Consider the following 19,219-nt stretch of genomic DNA (forward strand, 5'->3'; position numbering starts at 1 on the left):
ATGTCCGCACGCCTGCTCTATGTGATGGACCCGATGTGCTCCTGGTGCTGGGGCTTTGCCCCGGTGGCCGAGGCGCTGATCGCCCAGGCCCTTGAGGCGGGTGTCGAGACCCGCCTGGTGCCGGGCGGCCTGCGCACCGGCGGTAGCGCCCTGGACGCCTCGACCCGCAAGTACATCCTCGAGCATTGGCAGGCGGTGCATGACGCCACCGGGCAGCCGTTCCGTTTCGACGACGCGATGCCCGACGGTTTCGTCTACGACACGGAGCCGGCGTGCCGCGCCCTGGTGACGGCACGCGAGCTGGACGACAAGCGGGCCTGGCGCCTGCTGCAACTGATCCAGGCATCGTTCTACCAACAGGGCGTGGATGTCACCCGCGCCCCGCAACTGGTGGAGCTGGCCGAGCAGGCCGGCTTCGACCGCGAACAGTTCTCCCAGCGCTTCACCCTCCCTGACACCCGAGTCGCCACCAGTGCCGATTTCGCCTGGGTGCAGGACCTGGGCATCGCTGGCTTCCCCACGCTGCTGGCCGAGCGCAATGGCCAACTGGCCCTGCTGACCAATGGCTACCAGCCGCTGGAAAGCCTGCAACCCTTGCTCGGCCGCTGGCTGCAGCAGGCCGCCTGTGCTTGACCTGCCAGGGTCGCCAGACCCTGTGCCAGGGAAGTCCCCCGCTGTGCCCGATCGCCTGAGCTGGGCGGAAATCCGCCGTCTGGCCCTGCACCACAAGCAAGCCCTGTGGACTGCCAACCTGGTGGCCGTGCTTGCCGCCCTGTGCAGCGTGCCGATTCCCTTGCTGCTGCCTTTGCTGGTGGACGAAGTGCTGCTGGGGCATGGCGATGCGGCGCTGAAGTGGATGAACAATTTCCTGCCCGCGGGCTGGCAGGTGGCCGCCGGTTACATCGGGCTGATGCTGTGTGCCACCCTCGGCCTGCGCCTGGCGGCGCTGGTGTTCAACGTGGTCCAGGCCAAGCTGTTCGCCGGCCTGGCCAAGGATATCGTCTACCGCCTGCGCATCCGCCTGATCGAGCGGCTCAAGCGCATTTCGCTCAAGGAGTACGAAAGCCTGGGCAGCGGCACGGTGACCACCCACCTGGTCACCGACCTGGACACCCTCGACAAGTTCGTCGGCGAAACCCTGAGCCGCTTCCTGGTGGCCGTGCTCACGCTGACCGGCACCGCGGCCATCCTGATCTGGATGCACTGGCAGCTGGCGCTGCTGATCCTGCTGTTCAACCCGCTGGTGATCTATTTCACCGTGCAGTTGGGCAAGCGCGTCAAGCACCTGAAGAAGCTCGAGAACGACAGCACCGCACGTTTCACCCAGGCATTGACCGAGACCCTCGACGCGATCCAGGAAATCCGCGCCAGCAACCGCCAGGGCTACTTCCTCGGCCGCCTGGGGCTGCGCGCCCGCGAGGTGCGCGACTACGCGGTTGCCTCGCAGTGGAAGAGCGACGCCAGCGGTCGCGCCAGTGGTCTGTTGTTCCAGTTCGGCATCGACATCTTCCGTGCCGCTGCCATGCTCACGGTGCTGTTCTCCGACCTGTCGATCGGCCAGATGCTGGCGGTGTTCAGCTACCTGTGGTTCATGATCGGGCCGGTGGAGCAGTTGCTGAACCTGCAATATGCCTACTACGCCGCCGGCGGTGCGCTGAGTCGCTTGAACGAGCTGCTGGCGCGGGCCGACGAGCCGCAGTACCCGGCGGCCGGCGACCCGTTCGCCGGGCGCGAGACGGTTGGTATCGAGGTGCGCGACCTGCGCTTCGCCTATGCCGACGAGCCGGTGCTCGACCAGCTCAACCTGACCATCGCCCCGGGCGAGAAGGTCGCCATCGTCGGTGCCAGCGGCGGTGGCAAGAGTACCTTGGTGCAGTTGCTGCTTGGGCTGTACAGCGCCCAGGCCGGGACCATCCGCTTCGGGGGCGCCAGCCTGCAGGAGATCGGCCTGGAGACCCTGCGCGAAAATGTCGCGGTGGTGCTCCAGCACCCCTCGCTGTTCAACGACAGCGTGCGTGCCAACCTGGCCATGGGTCGTGACTGCAGTGACGAGGACTGCTGGCAGGCGCTGCGCATCGCCCAGCTGGACGCCACCATCGCCGCGCTGCCCCAGGGCCTGGACAGCATCGTCGGGCGTTCCGGCGTGCGCCTGTCTGGTGGCCAGCGCCAGCGCCTGGCGATCGCCCGCATGGTGCTGGCCGAACCCAAGGTGGTCATCCTCGATGAGGCCACCTCTGCGTTGGACGCGGCTACCGAGTACAACCTGCACCTGGCCTTGGCGCGCTTCCTCAGCGGGCGCACCACGCTGATCATCGCCCACCGCCTGTCGGCGGTGAAGCAGGCGGACCGGGTGCTGGTGTTCGATGGCGGCCATGTCGCCGAAGATGGCGACCACCAGCAACTGATCGCCGAAGGCGGCCTGTACGCCAAGCTCTACGGCCACCTGCAGCAAACCTGAAAACCGCGTCAAGCTTCGAGCTGCAAGCGGCAAGTTGAAGTCAGCGCACTTTTTCTTGCCGCTTGGGGCTTGCAGCGTGTCGCTCCTTCATGGCAAATGGCCTACGCTGTGCTTGTCTAGGTCGATTCGTGCCTTATCTGCCGTCATGACAGGGATTACATGAAGGGAAATCGGACTCTCGAAGCGCCAAGGCTGCTGGGTATCATCTGGCCCTTCGTCGCCGTTGTGGTTTTCCAGGTACTGCTGGGCAGTCTGAGTCTTTATGCGTTGTCCGCCGTGCGTGCCTATGTGGCGGGCGAGAGCCTGTGGTCCAAGGCGCAGAAGGACGCTATCTACTACCTCAACCTCTATGCCGATGATCGTGATCCGCTGACCTATGCCCGCTATCGTCGGGCCATCCTGGTGCCCCAGGGGGATCACAACCTGCGCCTGGCCCTGGATCGGCCCGAGCCAGACCTGGAGGCGGCGCGCCAAGGCGTGCTGCAGGGCGGCAACCATCCCGAAGACGTTGCCCGGATCATCTGGTTCTACCGCAACTTTCGCCATATCAGCTACATGGAAACCGCCATCGATTACTGGGACATCGGTGACGACTACCTGCGCCAGCTCGACGTACTGGCCCAGCAGATGCGCGAAGGGTTTGCCGGCGACAAGGTCGACGCCCACCAGGTAGCCAACTGGAAGGCGCGCATCGTTGCCATCAATGATGGCGTGACGCCCGCCGCCAAGGCGTTCAGCGATGCCTTGGGCGAAGGCTCGCGGATGCTGCTCAAGGTGCTGATGCTCACCAACCTGGCCACTGCGCTGTTCCTCATCGCCATGGCCTGGCGGCGCTCGAGCAAGCTGCTGGCCCAGCGCCAGGCGTTCGCCAGTGCGTTGCAAGAGGAAAAGGAGCGGGCGCAGATCACCCTGGAGTCGATCGGCGACGCGGTGATTACCGCCGATGTCGACGGTTGCATCAGCTACATGAACCCGGCCGCCGAGCAACTGACTCACTGGCAGGCGGTGCAGGCCCAAGGCCTGCCGCTGGCGGCGCTGTTCAGCCTGCTCGACGAGAATGCCGAAGGCGATAGCATGACGCTGGTCGAGCAGGTGCTCAGCGGCAGCCTCAAGGGCGGCGCCGAGCACGCCCGGTTGATCCAGCGCCTGGATGGCAGCACGGTGTCGGTCAACCTGGTGGGCTCGCCCATTCTCACCGAAGGGCAGGTCAGTGGCATCGTGGTGGTACTGCACGACATGACCCAGGAGCGCCAGTACATCGCCAACCTGTCGTGGCAGGCCACCCATGACGCGCTGACCGGGCTGGCCAACCGCCGCGAGTTCGAGTACCGCCTGGAGCAAGCGCTCAATGGCCTGGCGCGCCAGGCCGGGCGGCATTCGCTGATGTTCCTCGACCTGGACCAGTTCAAGCTGGTCAACGACACCTGTGGCCATGCCGCTGGCGACGAGCTGTTGCGGCATATCTGCGCGGTGCTGCAGTCGGGCCTGCGCGAGGGCGACACCCTGGCGCGCCTGGGTGGTGACGAGTTCGGCGTGCTGCTCGAGAACTGCCCCCCTGAACAGGGCGAGCGCATTGCCGAGCAATTGCGCCAGGCCGTGCAGAGCCTGCACTTTGTATGGAAGGGCAGGCCCTTCGTCACCACGGTCAGCATCGGCCTGGTGCATATCGCCCAGGTGCCCAGCACCCTGGAGGCGTCGTTGCGCGCGGCGGACATGGCCTGCTACATGGCCAAGGAGAAAGGACGCAACCGCGTCCAGGTCTATCACGCCGACGACAGCGAGCTGTCCATGCGTTTCGGTGAAATGGCCTGGATCCAGCGCCTGCACGTGGCGCTGGAGGAGAATCGCTTCTGCCTCTACGCCCAGGAAATCGCCCCGCTGCATCCCCATGAAGGACCGGGGCATATCGAAATCCTCCTGCGCCTGCACGATGAAAGTGGACGTACCATTTTGCCCGACAGCTTCATTCCCGCAGCCGAGCGCTACGGCCTGATGACCGCGCTCGATCGCTGGGTGGTGCGCAGTGTGTTCCAGGTGATTCGCCAGTGCCTGGGCGAGGGGCGGGAGGGGCCGTTGGCCATGTGCGCCATCAACCTGTCGGGTTCGAGCATCGGCGACGACAAGTTCCTCGAGTACCTGCAGCGCCTGTTTGGCGAGTTCGACATTCCGCCCCGGCTGATCTGTTTTGAAATTACCGAAACCAGCGCCATCGCCAACCTGGGCAGCGCAATCCGCTTCATCAATGAATTGAAAGGATTGGGCTGCAAATTCTCGCTGGACGACTTCTGCGCCGGAATGTCGTCATTCGCCTATTTGAAGCATTTGCCTGTAGACTTCCTGAAGATCGACGGAAGTTTCGTCAAGGACATGCTCGATGACCCGATCAACCGGGCGATGGTTGAAGTGATCAATCACATCGGCCACGTCATGGGTAAACGGACCATCGCCGAGTTCGTCGAGACGCCACTGATCGAGCAGGCTTTGCAGGAGATCGGCGTGGATTACGCCCAGGGATATCTCATCGAACGCCCGCAGGTGTTCACCTGCGACAGCCTGCAGCGCCAACGGATTGCCGCGAGGCCCCTTCTGCACCGGGCGCCGGGGACCTTTCGCTGAACAACGCCCGGAAATCACAGGGAATCAAGGAGCTGACAGTGATCGACGCGTTCGTAAGGATCGGACCATTGATGGATCCGGCCAGTTATCCGCAGTGGGCCCAACAACTGATAGAGGATTGCCGCGAAAGCAAGCGCCGAGTGGTGGAGCATGAGTTCTACCAACGCCTGCGCGATGGCCAGCTCAAGCAGTCGACCATCCGCCAGTACCTGATCGGTGGCTGGCCGGTGGTCGAGCAGTTCTCCCTCTACATGGCCCACAACCTCACCAAGACCCGTTACGCCCGGCATCCCGGCGAGGACATGGCGCGCCGCTGGCTGATGCGCAACATCCGCGTCGAGCTCAATCATGCCGACTACTGGGTGCACTGGTGCCAGGCCCATGGCATCCACCTGCATGAGCTGCAGTCCCAGGAAGTGCCGCCCGAGCTCAATGGCTTGAACGACTGGTGTTGGCGAGTATGCGCCACCGAGTCGCTGGCCATCGCCATGGCGGCCACCAACTACGCCATCGAAGGTGCCACCGGCGAATGGTCGGCGGTGGTCTGCGCCGAGGATACCTACGCCCAGGGCTTCCCCGAAGACACCCGCAAGCGCGCCATGAAATGGCTGAAGATGCATGCGCAGTATGATGACGCGCACCCGTGGGAAGCGCTGGAAATCATCTGCACCCTGGCCGGCGAGAGCCCGACCTTGGGACTGCGCACCGAGTTGCGTCGGGCGATCTGCAAGAGCTACGACTGCATGTTCCTGTTCCTGGAGCGTTGCATGCAGCTCGAAGGGCGTCAGCAGGGGCGCCTGCGCCCGGCCTTGGCGGCGGGCTGAAAGCATCGCGGGGCAAGTCGCATCGGCGCACCGCCGCCCCACGCAGCAAGGCGTGGGGCGGGCTTGCCCCGCGATCAGTCTTATCGGTTTTACTGTGCGTTCAGCGCCTGCCCGTTCACATCCTTGCTGTCCGGTCCCATCAGGTACAGGTACACCGGCATGATCTCCTCGGGCAGCGGGTTGTTCTGTGGGTTTTCGCTTGGGTAAGCCTGGGCGCGCATCGCCGTGCGCGTGGCGCCCGGGTTGATGCTGTTGGAGCGCACTGGCGCTACGCCTTCCAGTTCATCCGCCAGGGTCTGCATCAGGCCCTCGGTGGCGAATTTCGACACCCCGTAGGCGCCCCAGTAAGCGCGGCCCTTGCGTCCAACACTGCTGGAGGTGAACACCACCGAGGCGTCCTCCGACAGCTTCAGCAGCGGCAGCAAGGTGCTGGTCAGCATGAAGGTGGCATTGACGTTGATGTGCATCACGCGCATGAAGTTGTCGCCCGACAGCTGCTCCAGGGGCGTGCGCGGACCAATGATCGAGGCGTTGTTGAGCAGGCCATCGAGGCGGCCGAACTGGTCCTCGATCATCACCGCCAGTTCGTCGTACTGGTGGGGCAGGGCGGTTTCCAGGTTGAACGGGATCACCACCGGCTGCGGGTGGCCCGCGGCTTCGATCTGGTCGTAGACCTCGTTCAGGTTGGCTTCGGTCTTGCCCAGCAGCAGCACGGTGGCGCCCAGAGCGGCATAGGCCTTGGCGGCGGCGGCGCCGATACCGCGACCGGCACCGGTGACCAGGATGATCCGGCCCTTGAGCAGGTCGGGGCGGGCGGTGTAGTCGAACATTTCCAGTTCCCTGTAGTTGTGGGCGATATGCTCGTGGGAGCGGCGCACCGCCGCTCCCACGGTGCCCGATTACTATTGGTCCATCAGCAGCCGCACAGCGCGCTGTCGATCACCTTGCGCAGTTCCAGCGGGTGGTCCACCACCACGTCGGCGCCCCAGTTGTTGGGGTTGTCCTCTGGATGAATATAGCCATAGCGCACCGCTGCGGTGCGGGTGCCGGCGTCGCGGCCGGACTCGATGTCGCGCAGGTCGTCGCCGACGAACAGAACGCTGGCCGGGTCCAGGTCAAGCGTCTTGCAAGCCAGGATCAGTGGCTCGGGGTCGGGCTTGCTGTTTTTCACATGATCCGGGCAGATCAGCAGCGCCGAGCGCTCGGCCAGGCCCAGGCGTTGCATGATCGGCTCGGCGAAGCGCACCGGCTTGTTGGTGACCACGCCCCACAGCAGATTGCCTTTCTCGATGTCGGCCAGCAGCTCCGGCATGCCGTCGAACAGCTTGCTGTGCACCGCGCAATCGCGCTGGTAGCGCTCGAGGAACTCCAGGCGCAGGGCTTCGAAGCCGTCGGCCTCGGGGTCCATGGCGAAGGTCGCGGCGACCATGGCGCGGGCGCCGCCGGAAATCACCTCGCGGATGCGCGCGTCGTCGATGGCCGGCAGGCCGCGGTCGGCGAGCATCGCCTGGCAGATTGCGATGAAGTCCGGCGCCGTGTCCAGCAGGGTGCCGTCCATGTCGAAGAGTACTGCTCGCAGGCGCATGCTCATTCCTCGCGCAGGGTCTGGATCATGTAGTTGACGTCGACGTCGTTGCACAGCTTGTAGTGCTTGGTCAGCGGGTTGTAGGTCAGGCCGATGATGTCCTTGACCTCCAGGCCTGCGGCACGGCTCCAGGCGCCCAGCTCTGAGGGGCGGATGAACTTCTTGAAGTCGTGGGTGCCGCGCGGCAGCATCTTCAGCACGTATTCGGCACCGATGATCGCCAGCAGGTAGGCCTTGGGGTTGCGGTTGATGGTCGAGAAGAACACCTGGCCGCCCGGCTTGACCATGCGATAGCAGGCGCGGATCACCGACGAAGGGTCGGGGACGTGCTCGAGCATCTCCAGGCAGGTGACCACGTCGAACTGGCCGGGCATCTCTTCGGCCAGGGCTTCGGCGGTGATCTGCCGGTACTCCACCGCAACGCCCGACTCCAGCTGGTGCAACTGGGCCACCGCCAGCGGTGCCTCGCCCATGTCGATGCCGGTCACGGTGGCACCGCGCTGGGCCATCGCCTCGCTGAGGATGCCGCCGCCGCAGCCGACGTCCAGCACCTTCTTGCCGGCCAGGCCGACGCGTTCGTCGATCCAGTTGACCCGCAGCGGGTTGATGTCGTGCAGCGGCTTGAACTCGCTTTCGCGGTCCCACCAGCGGTGGGCCAGGGCTTCGAACTTGGCGATTTCGGCGTGGTCGACGTTGCTCATGGGAACAGTCCTCTGAATCTTCGATAAATAGTGTCGCGGGCCGGCAGCCGCAGCTGCCGGCCGTTCATTCGTTGCGCCCGCCGATGCGGGCTCCCCAGGCGCGGGCGTTGGCGGCCAGCGCGGCTTCGTCCATTTGGCTCAGGCGGCGGTCCTCGACCAGTTGCTGCCCGGCTACCCAGACATCCTTCACGCAATCGCGACCTGTGGCGTAGATCAGTTGTGAGACCGGGTCGTGCACCGGTTGCTGCGCCAGCCCCGACAGGTCGAAGACAGCCAGGTCGGCGGCCTTGCCCACTTCGAGCGAGCCGGTGATCGCCTCCAGCCCGAGCGCCCGGGCGCCATTGAGCGTGGCCATGCGCAGTGCCCGGTGGGCGTCCAGGGCGGTGGCCGAGCCGGCGACGGCCTTGGCCAGCAGCGCGGCGGTGCGGGTTTCACCGAGCAGGTCGAGGTCATTGTTGCTGGCGGCGCCATCGGTGCCGACGGCCACGTTCACCCCGGCCTGCCACAAGCGCTCCACCGGGCAGAAACCGCTGGCCAGCTTGAGGTTGGATTCGGGGCAGTGGACCACGCTGGTGTTGCTTTCTACCAGCAGCGCCAGGTCTTCGTCGCTGATCTGGGTCATGTGCACCGCTTGCAGGTTCGGGCCCAGCAGGCCCAGGCGCGCGAGGCGCGCCATTGGCCGCTCGCCGTTGTCCTTGAGTGCCTGCTCGACTTCGCTGGCGGTCTCGTGGATGTGCATGTGCAGCGGTGCGTCCAGCTGGTCGGCGATCACCCGGATCTTCTCCAGGTTCTCGTCGCTCACCGTGTAGGGGGCGTGCGGGCCCAGGGCGATGGTGATGCGCGGGTGGTGGCGCAGCTCGCCGAATAGCTCGATGGCCAGGTGCAGGGCCTCGTCCGGGGTGCGTGCGCCGGGGATGGGGAAATCCAGCAGCGGCACGGCGATCTGCGCGCGGATGCCGCTGCGGTGCACGCGGTCGCAGGCCTCGCGGGGATAGAAATACATGTCGGCGAAGCAGGTGATGCCGCCCTTGAGCTGTTCGGCGATGGCCAGGTCGGTGCCGGCGGCCACGAAGGCCTCGTTCACCCAGCGACCCTCGGCGGGCCAGATATGCTCCTGCAGCCAGGTCATCAGCGGCAGGTCGTCGGCCAAACCGCGGAACAGGGTCATGGCGGCGTGGCCGTGGGCGTTGACCAGCCCGGGCGTCAACAGGCAGTCGGGCAGCGTTCGCACGTCCCGGGCCTGGGGTGCCCGCTCGCGTGGGCCGAGCCAGGCGATCTGGCCGTCGCGGATGCCCAGCGCATGGCCCTCCAGCACGACACCGGCCGGCTCGACGGGGACCAGCCAGTCCGGCACAAGCAGCAGGTCGAGGAGCGGAGTGGCAGTGGGCATGCGCGACATTTACCTGGATCGGTTCGGCTAAACGCGCAGTATACCCGAGCGTCCGCGACGCAGGCTCGCTATAATCGCCGGCTTTTGATGCCAGGGCGACGGGGAGAGGCGATGCGCGAGCAACTGATGGCGGCGGAGACGGTGACGGGCATCGAGTGGCGCGATGGCGTGCTGCACCTGCTCGACCAGCGCCTGCTGCCGCTTGAGCAGTGCTGGCTGGCCTGCACCGAGGCGGCCGAGGTGGCTGAGGCGATCAGCGACATGGCCGTGCGTGGCGCTCCGGCGATCGGCATCTGCGCCGCCTACGGCCTGGTGCTGGCGCTGCGCCGTCGCCTGGCCGAAGGCGAGAGTTGGGAAGAGAGCCTTGAAGAAGACTTCATGATGTTGGGCGAGGCGCGGCCTACCCCGGCCAACCTGTTCTGGGCGCTCAACCGCATGCGTGAGCGCCTGCAGCGCCTGCGCCCGGATGAAGACGTGCTGAAGGTGATGGAGGTCGAGGCAGTGGCGATTCATCAAAGCGATCGCGAGGCCAACCTGACCATGGCCCAGTTCGGTGTCGAGCAGATCCGCAGGCACCAGGGTAGCGAGCAGGCCCTGCTCACCCACGGCAACGCCGGGGCCCTGGCCACCGGCGGCTTCGGTACCGCCCTGGGGGTGATTCGCGCTGCCACGCTGGAGGGCATGGTCGAGCAGGTCTATGCCTGCGAGTCGCGGCCGTGGCTGCAGGGTTCGCGCCTGACCGCCTGGGAGCTGGCCGCCGACGGTGTGCCGGTGACCGTGGTCGCCGACGCGGCGGCCGGGCACCTGATGAAGACCAAGGGCATCACCTGGGTGGTGGTCGGTGCCGACTGCATTGCCGCCAATGGCGATGTGGCGGCGAAGATCGGCACCTACCAGATGGCGGTGGCGGCCATGCACCACGGGCTGCGTTTCATGGTGGTGGCGCCAAGCACCAGCATCGATCTGAACCTGCCCACCGGTGAGGATATCCCGCTGGAAACCCGCGGCGAGGAAGAGCTGCTGGAGGTGTCCGGGATTCAGGTAACCGCTGATGTCGAGGCCTACAACCCGGTGGTCGATGTCACGCCGGCCGACCTGATCGACGTGATCGTCACCGAAAAGGGCGTGGTCGAGCGCCCGGATACCGCAAAAATCGCCCAGTTGATGTGCCGCAAACGCCTCCACTGAGGCGTTTTTCCATCCGTGCGGATGGTGCTGTACGGCAACCTGCCATATCTCCCATGCGCGCAGCGTTTGTGATACCATCCGGCAGTTTCCAAGGCCGCTCTTTACCGCGGCCTTCATTGCGCAGATCCATGGCACAACTCATTGATTTGTCGTAAGTCGTCGCACCCCAATTGCGCTGCGGCGGCGAGCTTCGTTCGTCCTTCGAGGGATCAGGCGAAGTTTCACCAGAAAAAGGAATCAGGCTTCTCATGGGCGAACTGGCCAAAGAAATCCTCCCGGTCAATATCGAAGACGAACTGAGACAGTCTTACCTCGACTACGCGATGAGCGTTATTGTCGGGCGAGCGCTGCCCGATGCGCGTGACGGCTTGAAGCCCGTGCATCGTCGCGTTCTGTATGCGATGAGCGAACTGGGCAACGACTGGAACAAGCCGTACAAGAAATCCGCCCGTGTGGTCGGTGACGTGATCGGTAAGTACCACCCGCACGGCGACACCGCCGTGTACGACACCATCGTGCGCATGGCCCAGCCATTCTCGCTGCGCTACCTGCTGGTCGATGGCCAGGGCAACTTCGGTTCGGTGGACGGCGACAACGCCGCGGCCATGCGATACACCGAAGTGCGCATGTCCAAGCTGGCCCATGAGCTGTTGGCCGACCTGCACAAAGAGACCGTCGACTGGGTACCGAACTATGACGGTACCGAGCAGATCCCGGCGGTCATGCCGACCAAGATCCCCAACCTGCTGGTCAACGGCTCCAGCGGTATTGCCGTGGGCATGGCGACGAACATTCCGCCGCACAACCTCGGCGAAGTGATCGACGGCTGCCTGGCGCTGATCGACAACTCCGACATCACGGTCGATGAGCTGATGCAGTTCATCCCGGGGCCGGACTTCCCGACAGCGGGCCTGATCAATGGCCGCCAGGGCATCATCGAGGCCTATCGCACCGGCCGTGGCCGCATCTATATGCGTGCCCGCTCCGAGATCGAGGATATCGACAAGGTCGGCGGCCGCCAGCAGATCGTGGTCACCGAGCTGCCGTACCAGCTGAACAAGGCGCGCCTGATCGAGAAGATCGCCGAGCTGGTCAAAGAGAAGAAGATCGAAGGCATCACCGAGCTGCGCGACGAGTCCGACAAGGACGGCATGCGCATCGTCATCGAGCTGCGTCGCGGCGAGGTGCCGGAGGTGGTGCTCAACAACCTCTACCAGCAGACCCAGCTGCAGAGCGTGTTCGGCATCAACATCGTCGCCCTGATCGACGGTCGTCCGCGCCTGCTTAACTTGAAAGACCTGCTCGAAGCGTTCGTCCGTCACCGCCGCGAGGTGGTCACTCGCCGCACCGTGTTCGAGCTGCGCAAGGCCCGCGAGCGTGGTCACATCCTTGAAGGTCAGGCGGTCGCGCTGTCCAACATCGACCCGGTCATCGCCCTGATCAAGGCCTCGCCGACGCCGTCCGAAGCCAAGGAGGCGCTGATCAGCACGGCCTGGGAGTCCAGCGCGGTGCAAGTCATGGTCGAGCGCGCCGGTGCCGAGTCGTGCCGTCCGGAAGACCTGCCGGAGCAGTACGGCCTGCGCGAAGGCAAGTACTACCTGTCGCCGGAACAGGCCCAGGCGATCCTGGAGCTGCGCCTGCACCGCCTGACCGGCCTGGAGCACGAGAAGCTGCTGGCCGAGTACCAGGAGATCCTCGAGCAGATCGGCGAGCTGATTCGCATCCTCAGCAGCGCCGAGCGCTTGATGGAAGTGATCCGCGAAGAGCTTGAAGCGATCCGCGCCGAGTACGGCGATGCCCGCCGCACCGAAATCCTCAATGCCAGCCACGACCTCAACTACGGCGACATGATCCCCGAAGAAGAGCGTGTGGTGACGATCTCCCACGGTGGCTACGCCAAGACACAGCCACTGTCCGCGTACCAGGCCCAGCGCCGTGGTGGCAAGGGCAAGTCGGCCACAGGCGTCAAGGACGAGGACTACATCGAGCACCTGCTGGTTGCCAACAGCCACGCCACCCTGCTGCTGTTCTCCAGCAAGGGCAAGGTGTACTGGAAGAAGACCTACGAGATTCCCGAGGCCTCCCGCGCCGCCCGCGGCCGCCCGCTGGTCAACCTGCTGCCGCTGGAAGAAGGTGAGCGCATCACCGCCATGCTGCAGATCGACCTGGAGGCGCTGCAGCAGCACGCAGACCCAGAGGAAGAACTGGAAGACAGCGATGACAGCGTGATCGAAGGCGAGCTGGTGGAAGCCGAGGAGATCGACGAGGAAGACGGCGACACCCCTGAGTGGGTCGCTGAAGCGACCGGCGCCTACATCTTCATGGCCACTGCTTCCGGTACCGTCAAGAAGACTCCGCTGGTGCAGTTCGCCCGTCCGCGTTCCAACGGCCTGATTGCCCTGAAGCTCAAGGAAGGTGACACCCTGATCGCCGCCGCCATCACCGATGGCGCCAAGGAAGTCATGATGTTCTCCGACGCCGGCAAGGTGATCCGCTTCGCCGAGAGCGTGGTGCGCGAGATGGGCCGTACCGCCCGTGGCGTGCGCGGCATGAAGCTGGGCAAGGGTCAGCAGATCATTTCCATGCTGATTCCGGAGTCTGGCGCGCAGATCCTCACCGCTTCCGAGCGTGGTTTCGGCAAGCGTACCCCGCTGTCCAAGTTCCCGCGTCGCGGCCGTGGCGGTCAGGGCGTGATCGCCATGGGCACCAAGGGGCGCAACGGTCTGCTGATCGGCGCTATCCAGGTGCAGGAAGGCGAGGAAATCATGCTGATCTCCGACCAGGGCACGCTGGTGCGTACCCGGGTCGGCGAGGTGTCCAGCCTGGGCCGTAACACCCAGGGTGTCACGCTGATCAAGCTGGCCACCGACGAGACGCTGGTGGGGCTTGAGCGCGTCCAGGAACCCTCCGAAGAAGAGCTCGATGAACTGATCGAGACGGACGAGGAGGGCGCCCCGCTCGATGCGGTGGGCGACGACGATGCCGGCACCGAAGAGGCGCCTCAGGAATAATCGATGCAACAACCCGAGCGGGGCGACCAAGGTCGCCCCGTTTGACTGATGAAGGTGGGGCATTGGCGCTGCGAGGCAGCCCCGGTGCTGGCGATACAGTCTTGACTGGTCCGCAGCGAATTACGATTTTGTTCTATTTGGCAGAGCGAGAGTGGATGTGAGCAAACGAGCCTTTAACTTCTGCGCAGGCCCTGCCGCGCTTCCTGATGCCGTGCTGCAGCGCGCCCAGGCCGAGATGCTGGACTGGCGCGGCAAGGGTCTGTCGGTGATGGAGATGAGCCATCGCAGTGACGACTATGTGGCCATCGCCGAAAAGGCCGAGCAGGACCTGCGCGACCTGCTGTCCGTCCCCTCCAACTACAAGGTGCTGTTCCTGCAGGGCGGTGCCAGCCAGCAGTTCGCCGAGATTCCGCTGAACCTGCTGCCGGAAAACGGCACCGCCGACTACGTCGAGACCGGTATCTGGTCGAAGAAGGCCATCGAGGAAGCGCGCCGCTTCGGCACTGTCAACGTTGCTGCCAGCGCCAAGCCCTACGACTACCTGGCTATCCCGGGCCAGAACGAGTGGCAGCTGACCCGCAACGCCGCCTACGTGCACTATGCGTCCAACGAGACCATTGGTGGCCTGCAGTTCGACTGGGTGCCCGAAACCGGTGACGTCCCGCTGGTGGTCGACATGTCCTCGGACATCCTGTCGCGCCCGATCGACGTATCGCAGTACGGCCTGATCTACGCCGGTGCGCAGAAGAACATCGGCCCGAGCGGCCTGGTGGTGGTGATCGTGCGCGAAGACCTGCTGGGCCGTGCCCGCAGCAGCTGCCCGACGATGCTCGACTACAAGGTGTCGGCCGACAACGGCTCGATGTACAACACCCCGGCCACCTATTCCTGGTACCTCTCGGGCCTGGTGTTCGAGTGGCTCAAGGAGCAGGGTGGCGTCGAGGCGATGGAGCAGCGCAACCGCGCCAAGAAAGAGCGCCTGTACGGCTTCATCGACGGCAGCGAGTTCTACACCAACCCGATCAGCGTCAACGCCCGCTCGTGGATGAACGTGCCGTTCCGCCTGGCCGACGAACGTCTGGACAAGGCCTTCCTGACCGGCGCCGATGCCCGTGGCTTGCTCAACCTCAAGGGCCATCGTTCGGTCGGTGGCATGCGTGCCTCGATCTACAACGCCCTGGGCCTGGAGGCTGTCGAGGCGCTGGTGCAGTACATGGGTGAATTCGAGAAGGAGCACGGCTGATGTCCGATCAGGAGCTCAAGGCCCTGCGCGTGCGCATCGACAGCCTCGATGAGAAGATCCTCGAGCTGATCAGCGAGCGCGCCCGTTGCGCCCAGGAAGTTGCCAAGGTCAAGACCGCATCGTTGCCTGAAGGCGAGGCGCCGGTGTTCTACCGTCCCGAGCGCGAGGCCGCGGTGCTCAAGCGCGTCATGCAGCGTAACCAGGGGCCGCTGGACAACGAAGAGATGGCGCGGTTGTTCCGCGAGATCATGTCCTCCTGCCTGGCGCTCGAAGAGCCGCTGAAGGTGGCCTACCTCGGCCCTGAAGGTACCTTCACCCAGGCCGCAGCCATGAAGCACTTCGGTCATGCCGTGGTCAGCCGCCCGATGGCGGCCATCGACGAGGTGTTCCGCGAGGTGGCGGCGGGTGCGGTCAATTTCGGCGTGGTGCCGGTGGAGAACTCCACCGAGGGCGCCGTCAGCCACACGCTGGACAGCTTCCTCGAGCATGACATGGTGATCTGCGGCGAGGTCGAGCTGCGTATCCACCATCACCTGCTGGTGGGTGAGAACACCAAGACCGACAGCATCACCCGCATCTACTCCCATGCCCAGTCGCTGGCCCAGTGCCGCAAGTGGCTGGACGCCCATTACCCGAACGTCGAGCGCGTGGCTGTGTCGAGCAACGCCGAGGCGGCCAAGCGGGTCAAGGGCGAGTGGAATTCGGCGGCGATCGCTGGCGACATGGCGGCCAACTTGTATGGTCTGACCCGCCTGGCCGAAAAGATCGAGGACCGCCCGGACAACTCCACGCGCTTCCTGATGATCGGTAACCAGGAAGTGCCGCCGACCGGCGACGACAAGACTTCGATCATCGTCTCCATGAGCAACAAGCCGGGTGCTCTGCACGAGCTGCTGGTACCGTTCCACGAGAACGGCATCGACCTCACGCGCATCGAGACCCGTCCGTCGCGCAGCGGCAAGTGGACCTACGTGTTCTTCATCGACTTTGTCGGCCATCACCGTGATCCGCTGATCAAGGCGGTACTCGAGCAGATCAGCCAGGAGGCTGTGGCGCTGAAGGTGTTGGGCTCTTATCCGAAAGCGGTGCTTTGATCGATTTTGTTGGGGCCGCTTTGCGGCCCATCGCCGGCAAGCCGGCTCCCACAGGGAGCGGTGTATCGCTGGCCTATGTGGGAGCTGGCTTGCCAGCGATGGGCTGCGCAGCAGCCCCCTGCGGTCTCAACGACTGGCATGTTTTTGAACAGGGTTCGCACTCGTGGTTAATGCTGTAACAAACAATCCCGCTCCGCTCATCGACCGTCTGGTGGTCGTAGGTCTCGGCCTGATCGGCGGCTCCTTCGCCAAGGGCCTGCGCGAAAGCGGCCTGTGCCGCGAAGTGGTCGGCGTCGACCTCGACGCCGAGTCGCGCAAGCAAGCCGTGGCGCTGGGCGTGGTCGATCGCTGCGAGGCAGACCTTGCGGCCGCTTGTGTCGGCGCCGACGTCATCCAGTTGGCTGTGCCGATCCTGGCCATGGAGAAAGTCCTGGCTCGCCTGGCCCAGCTCGACCTGGGTAATGCGGTGATCACCGACGTGGGCAGTGCCAAGGGCAATGTGGTGCGTGCCGCGCGCGAGGCGTTCGCCGAGCGCCTGTCGCGTTTCGTGCCGGGGCACCCGATCGCCGGGTCGGAGCAGAGTGGGGTGGAGGCCTCCAATGCGGCGCTGTTCCGCCGGCACAAGGTGATCCTCACTCCGCTGGCGGAAACCGAACCGGGCGCGCTCGCGCTGGTCGATCGCCTCTGGCGGGCGCTGGATGCCGACGTCGAGCACATGTCGGTGGAGCGCCATGACGAAGTGCTGGCCGCCACCAGCCACCTGCCACACCTGCTGGCCTTCGGCCTGGTCGACTCGCTGGCCAAGCGCAATGAAAACCTGGAGATCTTCCGGTACGCTGCGGGAGGCTTCCGCGATTTCACGAGAATCGCCGGCAGCGACCCGATCATGTGGCACGACATCTTCCTCGCCAACCGCGAGGCGGTCCTGCGCACTCTCGATACATTTCGCAGCGACCTCGACGCCTTGCGCGACGCGGTCGATGCTGGGGACGGGCACCAACTGCTGGGCGTGTTCACCCGCGCCCGGGTTGCCCGCGAGCATTTCAGTAAAATCCTTGCCCGTCGGGCCTATGTGGACGCTATGAACGCCAACGATCTGATTTTCCTGGCCCAACCGGGTGGCCGCGTGTCCGGACGGATCCGCGTACCTGGCGACAAATCGATTTCCCATCGCTCGATCATGCTCGGCTCGCTGGCCGAGGGCACGACGGAAGTCGAAGGTTTCCTCGAGGGTGAAGACGCCCTGGCGACCTTGCAGGCCTTCCGCGACATGGGTGTGGTCATCGAAGGGCCGCACCATGGTCGCGTGACTATTCACGGTGTTGGCCTGCATGGCTTGAAGCCGCCGCCCGGCCCGCTGTATGTGGGCAACTCCGGCACCTCGATGCGCCTGCTGTCCGGCCTGCTGGCAGCGCAGTCGTTCGACACCACCATGACCGGCGACGCCTCGCTGTCCAAGCGTCCGATGAACCGCGTGGCCAACCCGCTGCGTGAAATGGGTGCCGTGGTCGAGACCGGCCCTGAAGGTCGACCGCCGCTGACCATCCGTGGTGGCCACAAGCTCAAGGCGCTGAACTACACGCTGCCGATGGCCAGTGCCCAGGTCAAGTCCTGCCTGCTGCTGGCTGGCCTGTACGCCGAAGGCACCACCACCGTCACCGAGCCTGCGCCCACCCGTGACCACACCGAGCGCATGCTGCGCGGCTTCGGCTACGCGGTCGAGTCGAACGGTCCGGTAGCTTCCCTGCAGTCCGGTGGCAAGCTCACCGCCACCCGTATCGAAGTGCCGGCGGATATTTCTTCCTCGGCGTTCTTCCTGGTGGCGGCGTCCATCGCCGAGGGTTCCGAACTGGTCCTGGAGCACGTCGGCATCAACCCGACCCGCACCGGCGTGATCGACATCCTGCGCCTGATGGGCGGCGACATCACCCTGGAAAACCAGCGTGAAGTCGGCGGCGAGCCGGTGGCTGACCTGCGCGTGCGTGGCGCCAAGCTCAAGGGTATCGACATCCCGGAAGAGCTGGTGCCGCTGGCCATCGACGAGTTCCCGGTGCTGTTCGTCGCCGCCGCCTGCGCCGAAGGGCGTACCGTGCTGCGTGGCGCCGAAGAACTGCGGGTCAAGGAATCGGACCGCATCCAGGTGATGGCCGACGGCCTGATCGCCCTGGGCGTGAAGTGCGAGCCGACCCCGGACGGCATCATCATCGACGGCGGCCAGATCGGCGGCGGCGAAGTGCACGGTCATGGCGACCACCGCATCGCCATGGCGTTCAGCATCGCTTCGCTGCGCGCCAGTGCCCCGATCGTCATTCATGACTGCGCCAACGTCGCCACGTCGTTCCCCAACTTCCTGGCGCTGTGCAAGGAAGTCGGCATCCGCGTCGCCGAAGAGGGCAAGTCGTGAATTCGCAAGCACCGGTCATCACCATCGACGGGCCTAGCGGCTCGGGCAAGGGCACGGTCGCAGGGCTGCTGGCTCGTGAGCTGGGCTGGCGCCTGCTCGACTCTGGCGCCCTCTACCGCTTGTTGGCATTCAATGCCAGCAATCACGGAGTCGACCTGACCAACGAAGAGCTGCTCAAGGCGCTGGCCGCGCATCTGGACGTACAGTTCGTCGCGGCGGAGCCGGGCAAGCTGCAGCAGATCATTCTAGAAGGTGAGGATGTCAGCAATGCCATCCGCACCGAGACAGTCGGTGCCGGGGCCTCGATGGTTGCCTCGCTGCCCGCGGTGCGCGAGGCGCTGTTGCAGCGCCAGCGTGCGTTCCGTGAAGCCCCTGGGCTGATCGCCGACGGTCGCGACATGGGCACCGTGGTATTCCCGGACGCGCCGTTGAAGGTGTTCCTTACCGCCAGTGCCGAGGAGCGTGCCCGTCGCCGTTACCTGCAGTTGAAGGGCAAGGGTGAAGATGTTAGTCTGTCGAGTCTGCTAGATGAGATCCGTGCGCGCGATGAGCGCGACACCCAGCGCGCAGTGGCCCCGCTCAAGCCGGCGGCCGATGCAATTCAGCTGGATTCCACGGAGCTGTCCATCGAGCAGGTGCTGCAACGCATCAGAAGCGAGCTCGCCCTGCGCGACCTGGCCTGATGGAGAGGAGGGCCGGCAGGGG

14 protein-coding genes are annotated in these 19,219 nt (G+C 65.1%); 10 read left to right on the plus strand and 4 right to left on the minus strand.

Annotation, left to right across the window (positions count from 1 at the left end; genetic code table 11):
• From KHO27_RS03200 to KHO27_RS03215, 4 genes are all read left to right on the plus strand, one after another.
• Nucleotides 1-633 (plus strand): DsbA family protein, encoded by a 633-nt coding sequence (locus KHO27_RS03200; RefSeq protein ID WP_110698033.1) that lies wholly within the window; start codon nucleotides 1-3, stop codon nucleotides 631-633.
• On the plus strand, nucleotides 626-2,458 hold the full coding sequence (locus KHO27_RS03205) for an ABC transporter ATP-binding protein (protein WP_102684344.1): 1,833 nt from the start codon (nucleotides 626-628) through the stop codon (nucleotides 2,456-2,458). The genes KHO27_RS03200 and KHO27_RS03205 overlap by 8 nt, the downstream gene beginning before the upstream one ends.
• Nucleotides 2,459-2,617: 159 nt before the next feature.
• A complete protein-coding gene (locus tag KHO27_RS03210) occupies nucleotides 2,618-5,074 on the plus strand; it encodes an EAL domain-containing protein (RefSeq protein ID WP_214501170.1) in 2,457 nt (818 codons plus the stop codon).
• A gap of 38 nt (nucleotides 5,075-5,112) precedes the next feature.
• Complete coding sequence (locus KHO27_RS03215) at nucleotides 5,113-5,898, plus strand: iron-containing redox enzyme family protein (RefSeq protein WP_046856627.1); 786 nt, start codon at nucleotides 5,113-5,115, stop codon at nucleotides 5,896-5,898.
• Nucleotides 5,899-5,987: 89 nt separating this feature from the next.
• On the opposite strand, the gene KHO27_RS03220 is transcribed toward KHO27_RS03215, so the two are convergent.
• The 4 genes from KHO27_RS03220 to KHO27_RS03235 all read right to left on the minus strand — a co-directional run bounded on the left by KHO27_RS03220 (nucleotide 5,988) and on the right by KHO27_RS03235 (nucleotide 9,574).
• Nucleotides 5,988-6,728, minus strand: a complete 741-nt coding sequence (locus tag KHO27_RS03220; protein WP_110698212.1) for a YciK family oxidoreductase — start codon at nucleotides 6,726-6,728, stop codon at nucleotides 5,988-5,990.
• A gap of 83 nt (nucleotides 6,729-6,811) precedes the next feature.
• Nucleotides 6,812-7,483, minus strand: coding sequence for an N-acetylmuramic acid 6-phosphate phosphatase MupP (gene mupP, locus KHO27_RS03225; protein ID WP_102684341.1), 672 nt, complete (start codon nucleotides 7,481-7,483; stop codon nucleotides 6,812-6,814).
• A 2-nt stretch (nucleotides 7,484-7,485) separates the two neighbouring features.
• The gene (ubiG, locus tag KHO27_RS03230; RefSeq protein WP_023630595.1) at nucleotides 7,486-8,184 is read right to left on the minus strand and encodes a bifunctional 2-polyprenyl-6-hydroxyphenol methylase/3-demethylubiquinol 3-O-methyltransferase UbiG; all 699 of its coding nucleotides are present in this window, start codon (nucleotides 8,182-8,184) and stop codon (nucleotides 7,486-7,488) included.
• A gap of 64 nt (nucleotides 8,185-8,248) precedes the next feature.
• Nucleotides 8,249-9,574 (minus strand): TRZ/ATZ family hydrolase, encoded by a 1,326-nt coding sequence (locus KHO27_RS03235; RefSeq protein ID WP_214501171.1) that lies wholly within the window; start codon nucleotides 9,572-9,574, stop codon nucleotides 8,249-8,251.
• A gap of 111 nt (nucleotides 9,575-9,685) precedes the next feature.
• Between KHO27_RS03235 and mtnA the strand changes: the two genes are divergently transcribed.
• The 6 genes from mtnA to cmk all read left to right on the plus strand — a co-directional run bounded on the left by mtnA (nucleotide 9,686) and on the right by cmk (nucleotide 19,197).
• On the plus strand, nucleotides 9,686-10,762 hold the full coding sequence (gene mtnA / locus KHO27_RS03240; protein WP_214501172.1) for an S-methyl-5-thioribose-1-phosphate isomerase: 1,077 nt from the start codon (nucleotides 9,686-9,688) through the stop codon (nucleotides 10,760-10,762).
• 248 nt (nucleotides 10,763-11,010) lie between these two features.
• On the plus strand, nucleotides 11,011-13,773 hold the full coding sequence (gene gyrA / locus KHO27_RS03245; RefSeq protein ID WP_214501173.1) for a DNA gyrase subunit A: 2,763 nt from the start codon (nucleotides 11,011-11,013) through the stop codon (nucleotides 13,771-13,773).
• Nucleotides 13,774-13,930: 157 nt separating this feature from the next.
• Nucleotides 13,931-15,016 carry a 3-phosphoserine/phosphohydroxythreonine transaminase gene (gene serC / locus KHO27_RS03250; RefSeq protein ID WP_214501174.1) on the plus strand — a complete coding sequence of 362 codons (1,086 nt, stop codon included), beginning with the start codon at nucleotides 13,931-13,933 and terminating at the stop codon, nucleotides 15,014-15,016.
• On the plus strand, nucleotides 15,016-16,110 hold the full coding sequence (gene pheA / locus KHO27_RS03255) for a prephenate dehydratase (RefSeq protein WP_094010729.1): 1,095 nt from the start codon (nucleotides 15,016-15,018) through the stop codon (nucleotides 16,108-16,110). The genes serC and pheA overlap by 1 nt, the downstream gene beginning before the upstream one ends.
• 163 nt (nucleotides 16,111-16,273) lie before the next feature.
• Nucleotides 16,274-18,514: a bifunctional prephenate dehydrogenase/3-phosphoshikimate 1-carboxyvinyltransferase gene (locus tag KHO27_RS03260; RefSeq protein ID WP_214501175.1), complete on the plus strand. Its 2,241-nt coding sequence runs from the start codon at nucleotides 16,274-16,276 to the stop codon at nucleotides 18,512-18,514.
• On the plus strand, nucleotides 18,511-19,197 hold the full coding sequence (cmk, locus tag KHO27_RS03265) for a (d)CMP kinase (protein WP_102684336.1): 687 nt from the start codon (nucleotides 18,511-18,513) through the stop codon (nucleotides 19,195-19,197). Before KHO27_RS03260 ends, cmk begins: the two co-directional genes overlap by 4 nt.
• Nucleotides 19,198-19,219: the final 22 nt, after the last annotated feature.

It is taken from the genome of Pseudomonas sp. RC3H12, from assembly GCF_018596375.1.
Taxonomy (GTDB): domain Bacteria; phylum Pseudomonadota; class Gammaproteobacteria; order Pseudomonadales; family Pseudomonadaceae; genus Aquipseudomonas.

Excerpts from the sequence above, each read along its gene's own strand:
- KHO27_RS03200 (WP_110698033.1), top strand. The coding sequence starts at position 1 with ATGTCCGCACGCCTGCTCTATGTGATGGACCCGATGTGCTCCTGGTGC.
- KHO27_RS03210 (WP_214501170.1), top strand. The coding sequence starts at position 2,618 with ATGAAGGGAAATCGGACTCTCGAAGCGCCAAGGCTGCTGGGTATCATC.
- KHO27_RS03220 (WP_110698212.1), bottom strand. The coding sequence starts at position 6,728 with ATGTTCGACTACACCGCCCGCCCCGACCTGCTCAAGGGCCGGATCATC.
- mupP (WP_102684341.1), bottom strand. The coding sequence starts at position 7,483 with ATGCGCCTGCGAGCAGTACTCTTCGACATGGACGGCACCCTGCTGGAC.
- ubiG (WP_023630595.1), bottom strand. The coding sequence starts at position 8,184 with ATGAGCAACGTCGACCACGCCGAAATCGCCAAGTTCGAAGCCCTGGCC.
- KHO27_RS03235 (WP_214501171.1), bottom strand. The coding sequence starts at position 9,574 with ATGCCCACTGCCACTCCGCTCCTCGACCTGCTGCTTGTGCCGGACTGG.
- mtnA (WP_214501172.1), top strand. The coding sequence starts at position 9,686 with ATGCGCGAGCAACTGATGGCGGCGGAGACGGTGACGGGCATCGAGTGG.
- gyrA (WP_214501173.1), top strand. The coding sequence starts at position 11,011 with ATGGGCGAACTGGCCAAAGAAATCCTCCCGGTCAATATCGAAGACGAA.
- pheA (WP_094010729.1), top strand. The coding sequence starts at position 15,016 with ATGTCCGATCAGGAGCTCAAGGCCCTGCGCGTGCGCATCGACAGCCTC.